Origin of the sequence: Streptomyces sp. SudanB182_2057 (assembly GCF_964272715.1) — a bacterium.
Lineage (GTDB): Bacteria > Actinomycetota > Actinomycetes > Streptomycetales > Streptomycetaceae > Streptomyces > Streptomyces rubradiris.
Genome location: NZ_OZ186798.1, coordinates 1,852,147 through 1,870,082, shown reverse-complemented (window position 1 = coordinate 1,870,082; position 17,936 = coordinate 1,852,147). Strand labels below are relative to the sequence as shown.

At 74.1% G+C, this 17,936-nt stretch carries 14 protein-coding genes; 10 read left to right on the top strand and 4 right to left on the bottom strand.

From position 1 onward, the window contains the following. Positions 1-95 precede the first annotated feature (95 nt). The 9 genes from ACSURM_RS07850 to ACSURM_RS07810 all read left to right on the top strand — a co-directional run bounded on the left by ACSURM_RS07850 (position 96) and on the right by ACSURM_RS07810 (position 12,677). Positions 96-938: a nitrilase-related carbon-nitrogen hydrolase gene (locus ACSURM_RS07850; protein ID WP_436954242.1), complete on the top strand. Its 843-nt coding sequence runs from the start codon at positions 96-98 to the stop codon at positions 936-938. A 29-nt stretch (positions 939-967) separates the two neighbouring features. Next, positions 968-2,218 carry an aspartate aminotransferase family protein gene (locus ACSURM_RS07845; protein ID WP_436960984.1) on the top strand — a complete coding sequence of 417 codons (1,251 nt, stop codon included), beginning with the start codon at positions 968-970 and terminating at the stop codon, positions 2,216-2,218. Between the two features lie 43 nt (positions 2,219-2,261). After that, positions 2,262-3,863, top strand: a complete 1,602-nt coding sequence (locus ACSURM_RS07840) for a PucR family transcriptional regulator (RefSeq protein ID WP_436954241.1) — start codon at positions 2,262-2,264, stop codon at positions 3,861-3,863. Positions 3,864-4,018: 155 nt separating this feature from the next. Then, positions 4,019-4,861, top strand: a complete 843-nt coding sequence (locus tag ACSURM_RS07835; protein ID WP_436954240.1) for a nitrilase-related carbon-nitrogen hydrolase — start codon at positions 4,019-4,021, stop codon at positions 4,859-4,861. Positions 4,862-4,886: 25 nt separating this feature from the next. Beyond that, entirely contained in the window at positions 4,887-6,281 is a 1,395-nt protein-coding gene (gene hydA, locus ACSURM_RS07830; protein WP_436954239.1) for a dihydropyrimidinase, read from the top strand. Between the two features lie 11 nt (positions 6,282-6,292). After that, a complete protein-coding gene (locus ACSURM_RS07825) occupies positions 6,293-7,312 on the top strand; it encodes a TIGR03842 family LLM class F420-dependent oxidoreductase (RefSeq protein ID WP_436954238.1) in 1,020 nt (339 codons plus the stop codon). 174 nt (positions 7,313-7,486) lie between these two features. After that, a complete protein-coding gene (locus ACSURM_RS07820; protein ID WP_436954237.1) occupies positions 7,487-11,299 on the top strand; it encodes a CHAT domain-containing protein in 3,813 nt (1,270 codons plus the stop codon). Continuing rightward, a complete protein-coding gene (locus ACSURM_RS07815) occupies positions 11,296-12,027 on the top strand; it encodes a hypothetical protein (RefSeq protein ID WP_436954235.1) in 732 nt (243 codons plus the stop codon). The genes ACSURM_RS07820 and ACSURM_RS07815 overlap by 4 nt, the downstream gene beginning before the upstream one ends. Next, positions 12,027-12,677, top strand: a complete 651-nt coding sequence (locus ACSURM_RS07810) for an RES family NAD+ phosphorylase (protein WP_436954234.1) — start codon at positions 12,027-12,029, stop codon at positions 12,675-12,677. The genes ACSURM_RS07815 and ACSURM_RS07810 overlap by 1 nt, the downstream gene beginning before the upstream one ends. A 75-nt stretch (positions 12,678-12,752) precedes the next feature. Here the strand turns inward: ACSURM_RS07810 and ACSURM_RS07805 are convergent, their stop codons facing one another. The 3 genes from ACSURM_RS07805 to ACSURM_RS07795 all read right to left on the bottom strand — a co-directional run bounded on the left by ACSURM_RS07805 (position 12,753) and on the right by ACSURM_RS07795 (position 15,755). Next, positions 12,753-14,318 carry a hypothetical protein gene (locus ACSURM_RS07805; RefSeq protein WP_436954233.1) on the bottom strand — a complete coding sequence of 522 codons (1,566 nt, stop codon included), beginning with the start codon at positions 14,316-14,318 and terminating at the stop codon, positions 12,753-12,755. Further along, the gene (locus ACSURM_RS07800) at positions 14,293-15,057 is read right to left on the bottom strand and encodes a hypothetical protein (protein ID WP_436954232.1); all 765 of its coding nucleotides are present in this window, start codon (positions 15,055-15,057) and stop codon (positions 14,293-14,295) included. The genes ACSURM_RS07805 and ACSURM_RS07800 overlap by 26 nt, the downstream gene beginning before the upstream one ends. A gap of 71 nt (positions 15,058-15,128) precedes the next feature. Next, positions 15,129-15,755, bottom strand: coding sequence for a hypothetical protein (locus tag ACSURM_RS07795; RefSeq protein ID WP_436954231.1), 627 nt, complete (start codon positions 15,753-15,755; stop codon positions 15,129-15,131). Between the two features lie 290 nt (positions 15,756-16,045). Here ACSURM_RS07795 and ACSURM_RS07790 point away from each other — a divergent pair, with 290 nt between their 5' ends. Next, positions 16,046-16,723, top strand: coding sequence for a 4Fe-4S single cluster domain-containing protein (locus ACSURM_RS07790; RefSeq protein WP_436954230.1), 678 nt, complete (start codon positions 16,046-16,048; stop codon positions 16,721-16,723). Here the strand turns inward: ACSURM_RS07790 and ACSURM_RS07785 are convergent. Further along, positions 16,698-17,822, bottom strand: a complete 1,125-nt coding sequence (locus ACSURM_RS07785; RefSeq protein WP_436954229.1) for a macro domain-containing protein — start codon at positions 17,820-17,822, stop codon at positions 16,698-16,700. The two genes, ACSURM_RS07790 and ACSURM_RS07785, sit on opposite strands and share 26 nt — an antisense overlap. Positions 17,823-17,936: the final 114 nt, after the last annotated feature.

Sequence of the window (17,936 nt, the reverse complement as noted above, 5' to 3'; positions counted from 1 at the left end):
GGTCTTGGCAAGGGCCGTCCGGAGGCTTACGTTCGTCCCTCTACCGCCTGCTCTACGGGCGTAGAGGCTCTGACGTCGTGTCGAAGGAGCAGCTCATGGCCAACGTCGTCCGCGCCGCTCTGGTCCAGGCCACCTGGACCGGCGACACCGGGACCATGGTGGCGAAACACGAGGAGCACGCCCGCGAGGCGGCCCGCCGGGGCGCGCGGATCATCGGCTTCCAGGAGGTCTTCAACGCCCCCTACTTCTGCCAGGTCCAGGAGCCGGAACACTACCGCTGGGCCGAGCCCGTGCCCGACGGCCCCACCGTGCGCCGCATGCGGGACCTCGCCCGCGAGACCGGCATGGTGCTCGTCGTCCCGGTCTTCGAGGTCGAGCGGCCCGGCCTCTACTACAATACCGCCGCCGTGATCGACGCCGACGGCAGCTACCTGGGCAAGTACCGCAAGCACCACATCCCGCAGATCAAGGGCTTCTGGGAGAAGTACTACTTCAAACCCGGAAACCTGGGCTGGCCCGTCTTCGACACCGCCGTGGGCAAGGTCGGCGTCTACATCTGCTACGACCGCCACTTCCCGGAGGGCTGGCGCCAACTCGGACTGAACGGCGCCCAGTTGGTATACAACCCGTCCGCCACCCACCGGGGCCTGTCCGCCCACCTCTGGCAGCTCGAACAGCCCGCCGCGGCCGTCGCCAACGAGTACTTCGTCGCCGCCATCAACCGGGTCGGCCAGGAGGAGTACGGCGACAACGACTTCTACGGCACGTCGTACTTCGTCGACCCGCGCGGACAGTACGTCGGGGAGGTCGCGAGCGACAAGGACGAGGAACTCCTCGTGCGGGACCTGGACTTCGGCCTCATCGAGGACGTGCGGCGGCAGTGGGCCTTCTACCGCGACCGCCGCCCCGACGCCTACGAGGGGCTGGTGCGGCCGTGACCGACCTCTACTCCCGCCACCGCGCCGTCATGCCCGACTGGCTCGCCCTCTACTACGACGACCCGATCGAGATCACCCACGGCGAGGGCCGCCACGTCTGGGACTCCGCCGGCCGCAGATACCTGGACTTCTTCGGCGGCATCCTCACCACGATGACCGCGCACGCCCTGCCCGAGGTGACCAAGGCGGTCACCGAGCAGGCCGGCCGGATCGTCCACTCCTCCACCCTCTACCTCAACCGGCCGATGGTCGAACTCGCCGAACGCATCGCCCGGTTGAGCGGCATCCCGAACGCCCGGGTGTTCTTCACCGCCTCCGGCACCGAGGCCAACGACACGGCCCTGCTGCTCGCCACCGCGTACCGGCGCAGCAACACCGTCCTGGCCATGCGCAACAGCTACCACGGCCGCTCCTTCACCGCGGTCGGCATCACCGGCAACCGCGGCTGGTCCCCGACCTCCCTGTCCCCGGTCCAGACCCTGTACGTCCACGGCGGCGTGCGCACCCGGGGCCCGTTCGCCCACCTCGACGACCGCGCGTTCATCGACGCCTGTGTGGCCGACCTCAAGGACGTCCTCGGCCACACCCGGCCCCCGGCCGCGCTGATCGCCGAACCCGTCCAGGGCGTCGGCGGGTTCACCTCGCCGCCCGACGGACTGTTCGCGGCCTTCCGTGAGGTCCTCGCCGCCCAGGGCATCCTGTGGATCGCCGACGAGGTGCAGTCCGGCTGGGGCCGCACCGGCGACCACTTCTGGGGCTGGCAGGCACACGCCCGCAGCGGCCCGCCGGACATCGTCACCTTCGCCAAGGGCATCGGCAACGGCATGTCCATCGGCGGGGTCGTCGCCCGCGCCGAGATCATGAACTGCCTGGACGCGAACAGCATCTCCACGTTCGGCGGCACCCAGATCACCATGGCCGCGGGCCTCGCCAACCTCACCTATCTCCTCGAACACGACCTCCAGGGCAACGCCCGGCGGGTCGGCGGACTGCTGATCGAACGGCTCCGGGCGGCCGCCGCCGGGCTGCCCGGGGTGCGCGAGGTGCGCGGACGCGGGCTGATGATCGGCATCGAGCTGGTCAAGCCGGGCACGGACGAGGCCGACCCGCAGGCCGCCGCCACCGTGCTGGAGGCGGCCCGCCAGGGCGGGCTGCTGATCGGCAAGGGCGGCGGGCACGACAGCAGCGCCCTGCGGATCGCCCCGCCGCTCACCCTCACCGTCGCCGAGGCCGAGGAGGGCGCGGCGATCCTGGAGGACGCGCTCAGGAGCCGGTACTGACGCGCCCGGGGCCCGTCCCGCACGAGAGAACGGGGGTACGGCCATGACCACCGCCCCGGAGTCCCGGCACGGGCACGGCACGGAACCCGCCCTGTCCGTCCGCCGGGTGCTCACCCTGGAGCGGGTGCGCGCCGGACAGCCCGAGGTGGTGGCCGGCGCCGACCGGCTGGACCGGCCGGTGCGCTGGGTGCACGTCGCCGAGGCCGCCGATGTCGGGGTGATGCTCAGCGGCGGCGAGATGGTGCTCACCACCGGAGTCCTGCTGGCCGGCGACGAGGCCGGGCAGGCCGAGTACATCCGCTCCCTGCACCGGGCGGAGGCCGCCGCCGTCGTGCTCGGCCTCGGCCGGGCCTTCCCGGCGCCGCCCGAGGCCATGCGCCGGGCCGCCGAACGGTGCGGGCTGCCGATGGTCGTCCTGCACCGGCCCGCTCCCTTCGCCGAGCTGACCGAAGAGGTCCAGTCCCGGCTGGTCAGGCACAAGTTCGCCGCCGTCAGCCTCTCGGAGACCGTCCGCACCGAACTCACCGCCCTCATCACCGCCGGCGCCCCCCTCCAGCGGCTCCTGGACGAGGTCGCCGTGCACAGCGGCTGCCCGGTCGTCCTCACCAACCTCGCCCACCGGGTCCTCGGCACGGCGGGGGAGCGGTCCGCGGTGGACGACGTGCTGCGCGACTGGGAGCGGATCGCCCGTCAGGCATGGGGGTACCGCCCAGGCCGTTCAGGCACTGGGGGAGGCACCGCCGGTGACGGCTGGATCCGGGCCGAGCTGCGCGGACGCGGCGAGCGCTGGGGCCGACTGCTGCTGTGCGGCTACCGGGGCGATCCGGCCACCGGACGGCTGCTCGCCGACCGGGCCGCCGAGGCCCTGGTGCTGCACCGGCTGCTCGGCGGCGCCGCCACGGACAACTGGGCGGAACAGTCCGCGCGGGGCCTGCTCACCGACCTGCTCTCCGGCGCCGTACCGGCCCGGCAGCTGCTGCCCCGGGCCCGGGCGGCCGGACTGCCGGTCAACCGGCGCACCTTCGTGCCGCTCGTCGTCCGGGACGCCGGCCCGGACCGGATCGACCCGGTGCTGCGGCTGCTGGGGCTGCCCGGCCTCGTCGCCGGCCTCGCCGACGGGGCCGCCGCCGTGCTGCTCAGCCTCGCCCGCGACCAGGACGCCGACGCGCTCACCGCGCACTTCGCCACCCGGCTGCGGGCCGGGCCGCCGGTCGTGGTCGCCGCCGCCGCTGCCCGCACCGCCTGGGAGGAGGTGCCCGACGGGCTGCGCGAGGCCCGGCACGTCGCCGACGCCGCCGCGTCCCCGGCCGCCCGGGAACTGCCGGCCGTCGTACGGCTCCGGGACGTCCATCTCCGCGGCCTGGTACGGCTGTTGCGGGACGACCCGCGGGTGCAGTCCTTCGCCGAGCGGGAGCTGGACGGGCTGCTCGGCGCCACCGATCCGGAGCTGCTGAACGTCCTGCGGACCTATCTCGCCACCGGCCGCAACAAATCCCGCACCGCCCTGCTCCACCACGTCTCCCGGCCGGCCCTCTACCGCCGCCTGGAGGCCGTCCAGGCCCGTCTCGGCGTCGACCTGGACGACTTCGAACAGGCGGCCTCGGTGCACATCGCGCTCCTCGCACACGACGCGCAACAGGGGTGAAACATGCGACGACCTGCGACGACGGTGGTGAAACATGGGCCCGTACGGGCGTGACACGGTGGCACGCCGACCCGCCGCGGACGTGACACGCTGCCCGTCGCACCGGCCGCCCGCGCTTCCTAGGCTCATCGCACACCGAGCTACCGGAGGTCCCGATGAGCCGAGTGATCCGTGCCGCCCTCTTCCAGACGTCCTGGACCGGCGACAAGGAGTCCATGATCCAGGCCCACGAGCGGGCGGCCCGCGACGCCGCCGCCCAGGGCGCCCAAGTCCTCTGCTTCCAGGAGCTGTTCTACGGGCCCTACTTCTGCCAGGTCCAGGACGCGGCGTTCCACGCGTACGCCGAGCGGATCCCCGAGGGCCCGACCGTGCGCCGCTTCCAGGCCCTCGCCGAGGAACTGGGCATCGTCCTCGTGCTGCCCATGTACGAGGAGGAGCAGCCCGGCGTGCTGTACAACACCGCCGCCGTGATCGACGCGGACGGCTCCTACCTCGGCAAGTACCGCAAGACCCACATCCCCCAAGTGCGGGGATTCTGGGAGAAGTTCTACTTCCGCCCGGGCAACAGCGGCTGGCCCGTCTTCGACACCGCGGCCGGCCGGATCGGCGTCTACATCTGCTACGACCGCCACTTCCCGGAAGGCTGGCGGGCGCTGGGCCTGGCCGGCGCCGAGATCGTCTTCAACCCGTCGGCCACCTCGCGCGGCCTGTCCCGCTACCTGTGGCAGCTGGAGCAGCCGGCGGCGGCCGTCGCCAACGAGTACTTCGTCGGCGCGATCAACCGCGTCGGCGTGGAGGACCTGGGCGACAACGACTTCTACGGCACCTCGTACTTCGTGGACCCGCAGGCCCGCTTCGTCGGCGAGACCGCGAGCGACACCAAGCCCGAACTGGTCGTCCGCGACCTGGACCTGGCGACACTCCACGAGGTGCGCTCCCGCTGGCAGTTCTACCGCGACCGCGCACCGGGGGCCTACCAGCCGCTGACGGCACCCTGACCGAGCCGAGTGACCGAGGAGCAGCATGAGCAGCCGTACCGTCATCCGCCACGGTCTCGTCATCACCGCGTCCGACGAGATCCACGCCGACGTCCTCGTCGAGGACGGCCGCGTCGCCGCCCTGGCCACGCCCCACTCGCAGAGCTGGACCGCGGACCGCGTGATCGACGCCACCGGGAAGTACGTCATCCCGGGCGGAGTCGACGCGCACACCCACATGGAGATGCCGTTCGGCGGCACACGGGCCTCCGACACCTTCGCGACCGGCACCCGGGCCGCGGCCTGGGGCGGCACGACCACCATCGTGGACTTCGCGGTGCAGAGCGTCGGCCACACCCTGCGCGAGGGCCTGGACGCCTGGCACGCCAAGGCCGAGGGCAACTGCGCGATCGACTACGCCTTCCACATGATCGTCTCCGATGTGAACGACGAGACGCTCAAGGAGATGGACCACTTGATCGAGGAGGGAGTGACCTCGTTCAAGCAGTTCATGGCGTATCCGGGCGTGTTCTACTCCGATGACGGCCAGATCCTGCGCGCCATGCAGCGCTCCGCCGAGAACGGCGGGCTGATCATGATGCACGCCGAGAACGGCATCGCCATCGACGTGCTGGTCCAGCAGGCGCTGGCCCGGGGCGAGACCGACCCCCGCTACCACGGGGAGGTCCGCAAGGCGCTGCTGGAGGCCGAGGCCACCCATCGCGCGATCCGGCTCGCGCAGGTCGCCGGGGCCCCGCTGTACGTCGTCCACGTCTCGGCGACGGAGGCGGTCGCGGAGCTGGCCAGGGCGCGCGACGAGGGGCTGAACGTCTTCGGCGAGACCTGCCCGCAGTATCTGTTCCTGACCGCCGACAACCTCGCCGAGCCGGACTTCGAGGGCGCGAAGTACGTGTGCAGCACCCCCCTGCGCCCCCGCGAACACCAGGCCAGTCTGTGGCGGGCGCTGCGCACGAACGACCTCCAGGTGGTCTCCACCGACCACTGCCCCTTCTGCTTCACCGGCCAGAAGGACCTCGGCCGGGGCGACTTCTCCAGGATCCCCAACGGCCTGCCGGGCGTCGAGAACCGCATGGACCTGCTCCACCAGGCCGTCGTGGACGGGCGTATCTCGCGCCGCCGCTGGATCGAGATCGCCTGCGCCACCCCGGCCCGCATGTTCGGCCTGTACCCGAAGAAGGGCACCATCGCCCCCGGCGCCGACGCGGACATCGTCGTCTACGACCCGCACGCCGAGCAGGTGATGTCCGCCGCGACCCACCACATGAACGTCGACTACTCGGCGTACGAGGGCAAGCGGGTCACCGGCCGCGTCGAGACGGTCCTCTCGCGCGGCGAACCCGTCATCGTCCAGCGGGAGTACACCGGACGCGCCGGGCACGGCGTCTTCACCCCGCGCTCCACCTGTCAGTACCTGAACTAGGAGTGGCGACCATGGACTTCGGACTCGTCCTGCAGACCGACCCGCCCGCCTCCCGCGTCGTCGCCCTGATGCGACGGGCCGAGGACAACGGCTTCCGCTACGGCTGGACCTTCGACTCCGCCGTGCTCTGGCAGGAACCCTTCGTGATCTACAGCCAGATCCTTGCGCACACCGAGAGGTTGACGGTGGGGCCGATGGTCACCAACCCGGGCACCCGCACCTGGGAGGTCACCGCCTCCACCTTCGCCACCCTCAACGACATGTACGGCAACCGCACCGTCTGCGGCATCGGCCGCGGCGACTCCGCGATGCGCGTCGCCGGACGCAAACCCAACACCCTGGCCAGGATCAGCGAGGCCATGAGGGTCATCCGCGCCCTCGGCCGGGGCGAGGAGGCCGACCTCGGCGGCACCAGGATCCGCATCCCGTGGATCAAGGAGGGCGCCGAGGTCCCCGTCTGGATGGCGGCCTACGGCCCGAAGGCCCTCAAGACGGCCGGCGAGGAGGCCGACGGGTTCATCCTCCAACTCGCCGACCTGTACCTGACCGAGTACATGGTGAAGGCGGTCAGGGACGCGGCGGCAGCCGCCGGCCGCGACCCGTCCGAGGTGACGATCTGCGTCGCCGCCCCGGCCTACGTCACCGAGGACGACTCGCCCGAGGCCCTCGCCCACGCCCGTGAGCAGTGCCGCTGGTTCGGCGGCATGGTCGGCAACCACGTCGCCGACCTCGTCTCCCGGTACGGCACGCGCTCCACCGACGTCCCCGCGGAACTCACCGACTACATCAAGGCCCGGCAGGGCTACGACTACGCCCACCACGGGCGCAGCGGCAACCCCGACACCGCGTTCGTGCCCGACGAGATCGTGGACCGGTTCTGTGTCATCGGCCCCGCCGAGCGGCACATCGAGAAGCTGACCGCGCTGCGCGCCCTGGGCGTCGACCAGTTCGCGGTGTACGACATGCACGACGCGCAGGAGAAGACGATCGACCTCTACGGCAGCCGGATCATCCCCGCCGTCAACTCCTAGCCTCACACCTGCCGTTCGCCGCCCTGGTCTCGCCTCTCCCGCCGGCCCGGGGCGGCGGAACGGGCGGAAACCGGCCGGTAGCCGGGCGTTGTCCGGCAGGATGCCGGTGGGGCGCGCCAGGACCCGGCTGCCGGAGCACGGAAGCGGGCACCATGGCGGCGGAGGGGATGACACATGAGTGACGCCGGAACCGTGTCCGCGGCCGACCGCGCCGCCGCCGCGCTCGCCCGCACCGACCAGGTGTCCGTACCGCTCGAACCGGAGACCCACACCGGCACACGAGGACCCGAACTCGACGCCCTGACCGGCGAACTGGAGGCGCTGCTGGCCGAGTTGGAGGCGGCCGGGGCGGACGGCGCGACGACCGCCGCGGTGGCCGCACGGCTCGGCCGGTGCCGGGCCCTGCGGTTCGTGCTGGACGGCGCCCCGGCCGACCGGGAGCGCGCGCTGCCCCTGCTGGACCAGGCCCGCACCTCACCCCTGCTCGGCCCGCGGGAGCGGGAGGCCGCCTACCGGGGACTCGTGGCGCTCACCGCGTTCCGGCTGGTGAGGCTCAGCCGTGACACCTCCGTCCTCTCCGAGCCGCACTGGAGCGTCGACCGGCTCATGCGCCTCATGGAACTGGGCACCCCGCTCACCCATGGCGGGCCGGGCATCGTGGAGGACACCGCGCTGCTCTGGCGGCTGCTGCTGGAACAAGAGCCCCACCGGATGCCCCCCGAACTGCGCGCGAGAGCACAGGGGTTCCTCGCGCTGACCGATGCGCTGCTGTCCGGCGACACCGGCACGTTCGTCCGCGAGGCGCGGCCCGTGCTCGCCGACCTCGCGGGCGGACCGGTACCGGCCTCGCTGGGCACCCTGCTGAACCTGATGCTGGGCGAGCTGGAGCAGGCCCTCGCCAGGTCCCCGGGCCCCGCGGAGCCGACGGCCGGGGACACCGACACGGCCGCGGCCACCCGTGACACCATGACCGAGTTCCTGGCCATGGCCGAGGCGATGTCACCCGGACTCGTCGGCCCGCAGAACGTGCCCGGGCTCCTCGCCGAACTGACCGGGGAACACCCCGGCACCGGCCGGGAGGACGGCCGTACACCGCTGCCGTCCCGGATGGCCGGCGCCTTCCTCCACGCCGCCCGCGCCATGTACTCCGGTGACATGACGGGCTTCAGGGAGGCGCTCCGGCTGGTGCACGGCGCGTGGGCCGAGGGAGAACTCGACACCGACCCCAACGGCGCGTGGCTCACCAACGTCGTCCCCGTACTGCTCTTCGGGGCCGCCATGAACGGCGGCAGCCTGGAGGACGAGGACCTGGCCCTGGAGCTGTTCGAGACCCAGCGGTGGGAGGGCGACCCCGCCAGTACGGCCGCCGCCAACCTGCGCCTGTGCGGGGAGACGATGCGGCTCACGGCGCGGCTGACCTCCGCCCTGGACCGGGGTGACGTCAAGACCGTCTGGGACGTCATCGACGCGCTGTGCGAACTGGAGGTGGACGACAACTATGCCGCCGCCGAGGAGTGGACCGGCATCCACATCGGCCTGGCGCTCGGCATCGCCTACCTCGGCATCGTCGTCCTCGACGCCTCGGGCGCGGACCGGACCGCCCACCTCAGGGCGGCCGTGCACCACATGCAGCGGTCCGTGGAGACAGCGGTGGACATGCCCGTCCTGCGCACCCTGCTCGACATGACCTGGGCCCCGCTGCTCACCCTGACGGCGATCGCCGAATCGGACCCGAGCCGTATCGCCGAGGGCGTCCGGCGTGCCCGGGCCGCGCTGACCACCACCGAATTCAGCGGCGCGCTCCGGCCCAGGTCGCACGGCGCCATCGCGCTCGCCCTGGACACCCTGCACACGTTCACCGGGGACGCCGGGGCACTGGACGAGGCCATCGGCGAGTTGACCGAGGGGCTGGCCGGTCTGCCCGACGGCATGCCGGGCGGCGCGGGCCTCACCTGGGACCTGGCCGCGCTGCACGCCAAACGCGCCCGGCTGCGGGCGGGCGCGCCCGGCACCGACGAGGACCTGACGGCCGCCATCGGCCTCGCGCGCACCTCGCTGCGGCACTCCGCCGACGACGTCCTGCTCCAGCAGGGCGTCGGCCGCGGTCTGCGGATCGCCCGCGCGGCGGCCGACCGGGGCCGTGCGGCAGCCTTCTGGGCGCTGCGCGCCGGACGCACCGAGGACGCGATCGCCTGCCTGGAGGCCGGCCGCTCCCTGGTGCTCGGGGCGGCGGCCGTGTCCGCGGGCGTCGCCGACCGGCTGGCCGCGCTCGGCGAGAGCGAACTGGCCGAGCGCTGGCGGGCCGCCGCCGACCCCGCCCAGGACCGCGGCGACGAGCGCTCCCTGTGGGAACTCTCCGCCGACGTGGCCTCCGGCACCCCCGGCGGTCGCTCGGGCGGCTCCCCGATGGAGCTGCTGGCGGGGCTCGGCGCGGGCAGCCCCGGACTTCCGGGTGACGTGCGGCGCCGCTCGCTGGAGCTGCTGCGCGGGCGGGGCGGGACCGGCCTGGAACCGGTGCTGCCCGCCGCGGACGACCTGCGCGCCGGGCTGCGGGCGACGGGCGCGGACGCGCTGCTGTACCTGGTCCCGGGCGTCGACGACCCGGACGGCGCGGTACTGGTCGTCCGCCGCGAGGGCCCCGCCGAGGCGCTGCCCCTGCCCGCCCTGACCCCGCACGGCCGTCGGCCCGTCGCGGAGTACCTGGCGGCCGGGGCGGACCGGCAGCGGCTGGAGACCATGGCCGGCGAGGATACCTCCGAGGAGGAGCGGGAGCGTGCCGAACGGCGCTGGCTGCGGGCCCTGGACGGCATGTGCGCCTGGGCCGGAGAGGTGCTCGGACCCGCCCTGGACCACCTCGGCGCGGGGGACCGGGCCGTCGCCGGGACGGATGTGTTCGCGGCGCCAGCGGTCGCGGGTGCGGGTGCGGGTGCGGGTGCGGACGCGGACGCGGACGTGGTCGCCGAGACGGATACGACTGCGGGCGGTGGCGGTGGCGATGGCACGCGGCCCGCCGCCGTACGGCTCGTCCTGGTGCCCTGCGGGGAACTGGGGGTCGTCCCCTGGCAGGCGGCCTTGCTCGGACAGCCCGCCGGTCTTGGGGAGACCGCCGGTTTTGGGGTGCCCGGACGCGAGGCCCCCCGCCCCCGCGACTCGCGCCCGGTGCGGGCCTGTGAGGTTGCCGTTCTCACTCACGCGGCCTCCGGGCGGGAGTTTCTGCGGGCCGCGGGCCGGCGGCGGATGCCGGTCGGCGGTCGGCCCGCGCTGGTCTTCCACGGCGGGGACGACCTGGAGTGGGCCGAGGAGGAGATCGACATCCTGGCCGCCGTGCTCTACCGCGACGCCGTGGTGCACCGCCCGCACGAGGACCCCGCCACCCCGGAGACCGTCCTGGCGCTGCTCGGCGGTCGGGCCACTGCCCCCGCCTCCCTGGTCCACCTCGCCTGTCACGGGCTGGCCGGCACGGATCCCACCCGGTCCGCGCTGCTCCTGGCCGACCCGGACGAGGCGGACGAGCCGGCCCGGACCGCCGGTCTCACCCTGAGCACCCTGCTGGAGACGCCCGCCGAGGGCGACGCCTTCCGGTCGGCCGGGCCCCTGGTGGTGTGCGGGGGCTGCGAGACCGACCTGACCACCCGCGACCACGACGAGGCCCTGACCGTCACCTCGGTGCTGGTGCACCGGCTGGCCGCCGACGCCATCGGCTCCCGGTGGAAGGTCGACGACAAGCGGTCCGAGCTGATGATGCTCGTCCTGCACGACGCCCTCGGCCGGGGACTCGCGCCCCCGGACGCGCTGCGCGCCGCCCAGCGCTGGATGCTCACCCCGCCGGACGAGCGCCCGCCCGTCCCGGCGCTGAGCCGCTTCCCGGCCGGGCGGCTGGCGGAGGACTTCCGCGACCGGCCCGACACCTGGGCCGCCTTCGTCCACCACGGCAACCCGGCACCGGCGGCCCCCGCCGCCCGGCAGCGGAAGGGAGAGCCCGTATGACCTCCGAGGACCTGCTGAGGCTCCTGGAGCATCACTGGACCACCGTCACCACCGGGCTGGACGCGGACGACCACCGCGAACTGTCCGACGCGCTGCGGGAGTTGCGCGAACAGACGGCCGCCGACAACCCGGCCGCCGCGGCCCGTGCCGTACGCCGGCTCAAGCGCGCGCTGTCCGCGCTGCCGCCCGGTCACCCGGTGGCCGAGGCGCTCGGCGGCCACCGTTACGCCACCGGCCCCCGCGAACTGCCCCGCCTCGCCACGATCGACGCGGTGATCGGCGTCCTCGGCACCCCGCCGCCCGACCCCGCCGAACTGCTCCGCGCGGCCCGTCGGCGCCTCCTGGCCGCCCCCGCCCTGACCGAGGCCGAGCACACGGCCCTGTACGAGGCCGAGGCCGGGCACCGTGAACCCGTCGCGCGTGACGACGCCGGATCCACCCCGCCGCCCGGTGGGCCGGACGGCCCCGCCGCCGGTCTGATCCGGCTGCGCGACCCGGACGACGGCTTCCGCTACCCCCGCTTCCAGTTCGAGCCCGGTACGGCCCAGCCCTTGCCGGTCGTCCGCCGGATCAACGTACTGCTGTGCGCGGACCGCGACCCGTGGGGAGCCGCCGACTGGTGGCTGGGCGGCAACCGGTGGCTGGGCGGGGTCCCCGCCGAACTGCTCGGCGTGGTGCCGGACGACGCGCTGGAACGCGCCGCCGCCGAACTGGTGGGGGCGGCCTGATGCCTGAACAGATTCCGCTGGAGGGCGTTCCGATGGAGCCGGTGCGGCACAGGCTGCCGGCGGGCACGGTGCTGTGGCGGTGCCACGAGGAGCAGTACGAGGCCACCGAGTTCAACCCGAAGATCGCCCACGAGTTCTTCAAGGGCAACCGCTTCGACCCCACCGAGAAGGACCCCTACCGCCACCTCTACGCCGCCCTGGACCCGGTCACCGCGCTCTGCGAAGTCCTGCTGCGCTCGGTCGAGTTCGGCGGTGACGGGGTGCGCCTGATCCCCTGGGCGCAGGCGTCCCGGTACGTGCTGTCGGCGTTCCGCACCACGGCGGACCTGTCCCTGGTGGACCTGACGACCGCCGAGGGGCTGGCCGCGGTCTGGCAGGACCACTGGCTGGTCGACACCGAGGACTACGCCGGCACCCGGTACTGGGTGCGGGTGATCCGCGAGCGGTGCGCCGATGTGCAGGGGCTGTGGTGGACGTCCAAGCGGTGCCGGCCGCGCACGGCGCTCCAGCTGTTCGAGGACCGCTGTCCGTCCGGACCCCTCGACCCCCGGCCCCAGGAGAGCCTGCGGCTCGCGTCCAGGGCGGACGTGCGCGAGGTCAACCGGCTGCTGGCGCCCCTGCGCGCGGTCGTCTCCGTCCCGGAGGAGTGAGCGCGGCCCCGGCACACCGCTGCCCCGGCCTCCCGGAAAGGGGGGCCGGGGCAGCGGCGCGCGGCGCTCCGGAGGTCAGCCGAGCGGCGCCGGACCGGGCAGCAGCGGCCGGCGGTCGGACCGGCGCATCGCCGCCTCGCTGACGGCGGGATCCTTCGAAGCCGTCACCACGCCGTGGAGGAACTCGGCGGCGGCGGACTCGTACAGCTCGCGGGTCGCGGCGATCCGCTCCCGCGCGGCCTCCCGGCGGTCCTCCTGCCGGGCCTGGGCCGTCTCCCGCGCGGCCCGTGCCCGCTCGGTGGCGGCCACGCTCTCGTCGTGCTGCCGTTGCAGGTCCTCCCGCCGCTCGACCGCCGTGCGGAAGGCGTCGAGGAACGGGTGTTCCCGGAACAGGCCGAGCAGGAACCCGACACCGCCCGAGAGCAGCAGCAGCGCGCAGAACAGCCAGGTCACCGTCTGGGTGGACAGGTGCAGCCGGTCCACCAGGGAGGTGGCGTCCGCCCCCGAGCCGCCGAGCCCGCGGAAGCCGGCGCCGTCTCCCTCCGCCGGAGTGTCGTGCTGCGTCACGAACCTGGCGCGCAGCGTGCCGAGCAGCCAGGTCAGGGCGCCCCACACGCCGAGCAGGGTCAGGGACGGCAGCCATCCGCCGCGCGGCGCCCCGGTCGCCGAGCGCCACCGCAGCATGTGCCCCGCCAGGTGCGGCACGATCAGCATGACGACCGCGGACGAGACGGCGAGCGTGCCGGACAGCACGTCACCGCCGGTGCTGCCGACGCCGTGGAAGGGCTGGTAGGCGACCCAGTAGACGGGCACCTCGACGGCCATGATGGCCGCGAGCAGGGCCAGGGTCAGCCACCGGGGCAGGCCGGGGCGGGTCAGCAGTCCCTCCCAGCGGTCGGCCGACCCCTGGACGCCGGTCTCCCGCAGGGCGGCCCGGTAGTCCTCCCCGAGCGCGGTGGCCGCGGTGCCGTCCGGCGCGGTGGCCGCGGTGGACACCGACTGCCAGTCGTCGCCCGGCTCCGCGCCCTCCTCCGGGCCGGGCGCCGGCCCGGTGCCGTCGTCCCCGGGCGCGGCGGTCGCCGGGGCGGGTCCGGCCGCGTTCCCGAAGCGGGCGCGCAGCCAGCGTTCCTCCACCCGTTCGCGCAGCCGGTCCCGGAAGCGCAGCCAGCGCGAGGAACGCAGCGCGAGCAGGTCGAGCTGGTCCAGGGCGGTCCGGACGGCCCTGTCGGCCTCTTGCAGCCGTCTGTCCAGCAGCAGGGTCCGGGCCTGGCCCGTGGTCATGTCGGCGGCGGCCCGGGCGTCCTGGAGCCGAGCCTCCTCCTGCCGCTCGTGCAGCTCCTCCTCGATCCGGTGGACCATGGTGTCGCGCAGCCCGGCCAGCTTGACGAAGTAGGGCAGTGGCTCGTCGCCGTGCAGCAGCCAGGGGTCCAGCGTTTTCTTCCGGCCGGCCTGCCGTCCGTGCCGGCCGGCGTCCTTGAGCAGCGTGCCCTGGTCCCCGGCGGCCAGGACCAGGGGCGGGCGGGAGGCCCGCCCGGAGCGGTCCGGCGCGCGCCGGGCGGTGCCCGGTGCGGGCCGCCCGGGGAAGGGCATGCGCAGGCGGCGCGGCCGCGGCCGGTCAGCGCCGGTAACGGGAGTCGACATGAGCCTCGGCCCTCCCTTCGAGTGCTTCCACCCAGAAGGACTCGAAGTCGTCGGCCTCGCTGGGTTTCGCCTTGTACTGCATGCCGAGCCCGACCGGGAAGACGTCCATTCCCTTGATGCCGGGCAGCCCCCGCTCCTTGACGAGGGAGTCGATGACCTTGGCCCGCCGGGCCTCGGTGGACAGGTCCTGGCGGGAGAGGAAGAACTCCGGGTCGGCCTGCTGGAAGTCGCTGACGACGAGCAGCTTGGGCGCCGGCCCATCACCGGGGACGGTGTCCCCGATGCGGGCCAGCGCGCCCCACACGTCCGAACCGTTCTGCGTACGGGCGCACTTGAGCTCGGCGAGGGCGGCGAGGGCCGCGTCGCGCCGGGCGCCGGCCCGCTGTGCCTTCTGGTCGGTGGTGGCGTCGTGCGGCGGGTCGAGGTCGACCTGGCCCTGCCGGCAGGAGGAGCTGCGCGAGGAACGGGTGATGGGGGCGAAGTCGACGGTTCCGCACTCCTGGTCGGTGAGGAACTCCACGAGGCTGTCCTTGAGTTTGGCCTCCGAGTCGAATCCCTCCTTCACCGCGGCGGCGGACCCGGAGCCGTCGACCACCACCCCGCAGGGTGTGGTGAGGGCCTCCTCCTGCTTGGTGCAGGACACGAGGGCGGACAGCGCGCACACCAGCGGGACGACGACGGCGAGCCGGCGGGTGGCGCGGACGGTGGACCGGTGACCGGTCCTGGCCGAGTGTTGCACGATGACGTTCCCTGGCCTTCCTGGGAGACGGGGAGCGGTGGGACGGCGGACGGGCGGCGGAGCGGGCGGGGTCATCCCTCGCGGACGCCGCTCGGGGCGCCGCCGTACGCCGCCTGGTTGTCGAGGATGTGCAGCGCCTGCGCCACGGCCGACGCCGCGGCGGCGTCGCCCCCGGCGTACCAGCGGTCGGTGAGCAGGCTGTCGTCGACGTGCTCCCAGGTGCGGTCCAGGGTGATCTCCCCGGGCAGCCAGCCCGCGGGCCGCGCCCCGTCGACCAGGCCGGCCGCCTGGCCGCCGGCCCACGCCGCGTCCCAGTAGCAGGCGATCAACTGGTTCGCCTCGTCGGCGAGTTGCTGGGCCCGCTGGCGGCATTCGGCGGCGGCCGAGCGCCACTCGCCGACCATCCGCCCGAACCGGGCGAGCGCGGCCGGCGCCGGCGTGCCGCGCACCTGGTACTGGTTCACCACCCGCACCGACTCCGCCTCGATCCGGATGTGCAGGGCGCGGTGCGCCCGGAGGGTGCGGGAGCGCAGCCGCGCGGTGCCGCGCCGCACCTGGGCGTGCAGACCCAGGATGTACGGCGGGAGGCCGGGGGCGGCATCGGCCGGCCGGTGCCCCGGTGCCGCTTTCCGCAGGAATTCCCGCAGCCTGACCGCGTCCCTGCGGCCGTGCGACCGGGCGCGCGCGGAGGACAGCAATCCGGCATTCAGTCGTCGGACCCGGACATTTATTCGAGCGTGGTTGATCATTTTCGAAAATCCCCCATTCGTCGCGGGCGGTCCGGGTGGGAAGGCGCCGCGATGGGGAGAGGTTAGCGGAGCGAAACCCTTGGCGGGACTGGTCGTTTGCGGAAAACCGATCATTCTCGTGGGGCTTCCGGAAAACAACCGGATCCCGCCCGGCGGAGAGCCGGACGAAGGGGCTTCCGGCAATTGCGGACGCCCCCCGGGCCGCTGGATACTCGGGGCCGGTACGGGGAGGAGAAGCCGTGGAATTACGTCTCGACGGGACGCACTACCCGTTGGAAACGCTGGGTCCGGGAAAACGGCTCGGCGTCTGGTTCCAGGGCTGCTCGCTGGCCTGCGCCGGCTGCATGTCCCGGCACACCTGGGACCCGGCGGCGGGCACGTCCGGCACGGTCGCCGAGGTGCTCGGGCTGTGGCGCCGGGCCCTCGCCGACGGCGCGGACGGCCTCACGGTCAGCGGGGGCGAGCCGCTTCAGCAGGCGGAGGCGCTCGCCGCACTCCTCACCGGCGCGGCACGGCTGCGCGACGGGGCCCGGCGGCACGAGGGGAGCGCCGGGCCCCGCCTGCCCGACCTGCTGGTGTACACGGGGTACGAGCCCGGGGAGCTGACGCCCGGGCGGCGTCGCGCCCTCGACGGCGCGGACGCCGTGATCACCGGCCGGTTCCGGGTGGCCGAACCCACCCGGCTGGCCTGGCGCGGCTCGGCCAACCAGCGGATCCACCCGCTGACCCCGCTCGGCGCCGCCCGCTACGGCCCGTACCTCACCCGGGAAACCTCCGGCCCCCGCTTGCAGCCCGCACCCGGCCCCGACGGCGCGCTGCGCCTGTACGGCGTCCCGCTGCGCGGCGAACTCACGGCTCTGGAGCGGGAGTTGAGGCGGGACGGGGTGGTACTCACGGAGCGGAGCTGGCGGCCGTGAGCAGCCGGGCGTGGCTCTCCTCCGGGGTGACCAGCAGCACCGACCAGGACGGATCCCGGCGCAGCTCCTCGCGGACCGCGTCGAGCAGCCGCCGGGCCACCGTCTCCACGGGCAGTCCGCCCCGGCCGGAGCCCAGCAGCGGAAAGCAGATCGAGGACATCGGCAGAGAGAGGAACTCGCTTTCGTGGCGGGCAAGTTCGAAGGACCTGCGCACCGCCTCGCCGAGCACGGCGGGGGACACGTGATAGCGGTCGCCGTCCCCGACCGGGGTGGCGATCGCCGCGTGGTGGACGCGCCGCACCCCCTGGGCGGCCAGGGCGCCGGAGGAGGTGGCGACGACCGTGCCCGGCCGCACCGGCATGCCCGTCCTGCCGTGCGTCCGCAGCCACACGCCCAGTTCCCGGGAGAGCACGTCGTCCACGATCTCGCCCTGGGCGTCCCGCAGGGCGGCGGCCCGGCGCAGCGCGCCGGAGACCGTGGGGCGGAACGTCTTGGACATCTCCAGATAGGTGTTCTCCGAGGACACCAGGATGTCCACGTCCCGCACGTCCTCGATCGGGCACACCCGCACGGTGATCCCGGCCCCCGGACGCGCCGGACGCGCCGGACGGGCCACCGCGGGCACCGCGCGCACCGCGGAATCCGCGGCCGGCTCGCGTACGACGTCGACGGGCCGGCCCGACGACTGGCGGGCGACGGCCAGCACCGCCGCCGCCAGCTCGGCGAGGACATCGTGCTCCTGGCTCTTGCGGAACCGCTCGGTGGTCACGCCGTAGACGGCCGCCGCGGCCTTGCGCCGGTCGGTGCCGGGCACCCCCCGGCGCGCCGGGAAGATCCCGAACGAGTGCGCGGCGGCACGGGCCAGCGGATCGCTGGAGTCGTCGTCCCGCACCGGGCGCCCGCCGGCCAGCCGGCGTACCGCCGCGCCCAACAGCTCCTCGATGCCGGTCTGTTCGTCCTCCGGACCGGCGCACAGCCCGGCCGCGACCGCCGCCTGGCGCAGCGCGTCCCTGGTGCAGTGGCGCAGCCCGGGCAGGCCGCGCCGCCTCAGTTCCCTGAGTTCGGCCACGAGGCTCTCGTGCGAGGGCAGGGGGTGCATGCTGCGCATCGTAGCCCCGGAGGGGTATCCGCTGAAGATCCGGGAAACCCCCTGTCACCCGCCGGGGACCGGGATGCCTCCGTCCCCCCGCGCCGGGCCACCGCGCCCTCCGGC

What these genes read in the sequence shown, in the direction of transcription:
- ACSURM_RS07820 (WP_436954237.1), top strand. Translation starts at nt 7,487, where the DNA reads ATGAGTGACGCCGGAACCGTGTCCGCGGCCGACCGCGCCGCCGCCGCG.
- ACSURM_RS07815 (WP_436954235.1), top strand. Translation starts at nt 11,296, where the DNA reads ATGACCTCCGAGGACCTGCTGAGGCTCCTGGAGCATCACTGGACCACC.
- hydA (WP_436954239.1), top strand. Translation starts at nt 4,887, where the DNA reads ATGAGCAGCCGTACCGTCATCCGCCACGGTCTCGTCATCACCGCGTCC.
- ACSURM_RS07845 (WP_436960984.1), top strand. Translation starts at nt 968, where the DNA reads ATGCCCGACTGGCTCGCCCTCTACTACGACGACCCGATCGAGATCACC.
- ACSURM_RS07850 (WP_436954242.1), top strand. Translation starts at nt 96, where the DNA reads ATGGCCAACGTCGTCCGCGCCGCTCTGGTCCAGGCCACCTGGACCGGC.
- ACSURM_RS07835 (WP_436954240.1), top strand. Translation starts at nt 4,019, where the DNA reads ATGAGCCGAGTGATCCGTGCCGCCCTCTTCCAGACGTCCTGGACCGGC.
- ACSURM_RS07810 (WP_436954234.1), top strand. Translation starts at nt 12,027, where the DNA reads ATGCCTGAACAGATTCCGCTGGAGGGCGTTCCGATGGAGCCGGTGCGG.
- ACSURM_RS07805 (WP_436954233.1), bottom strand. Translation starts at nt 14,318, where the DNA reads ATGTCGACTCCCGTTACCGGCGCTGACCGGCCGCGGCCGCGCCGCCTG.
- ACSURM_RS07825 (WP_436954238.1), top strand. Translation starts at nt 6,293, where the DNA reads ATGGACTTCGGACTCGTCCTGCAGACCGACCCGCCCGCCTCCCGCGTC.
- ACSURM_RS07840 (WP_436954241.1), top strand. Translation starts at nt 2,262, where the DNA reads ATGACCACCGCCCCGGAGTCCCGGCACGGGCACGGCACGGAACCCGCC.
- ACSURM_RS07785 (WP_436954229.1), bottom strand. Translation starts at nt 17,822, where the DNA reads ATGCACCCCCTGCCCTCGCACGAGAGCCTCGTGGCCGAACTCAGGGAA.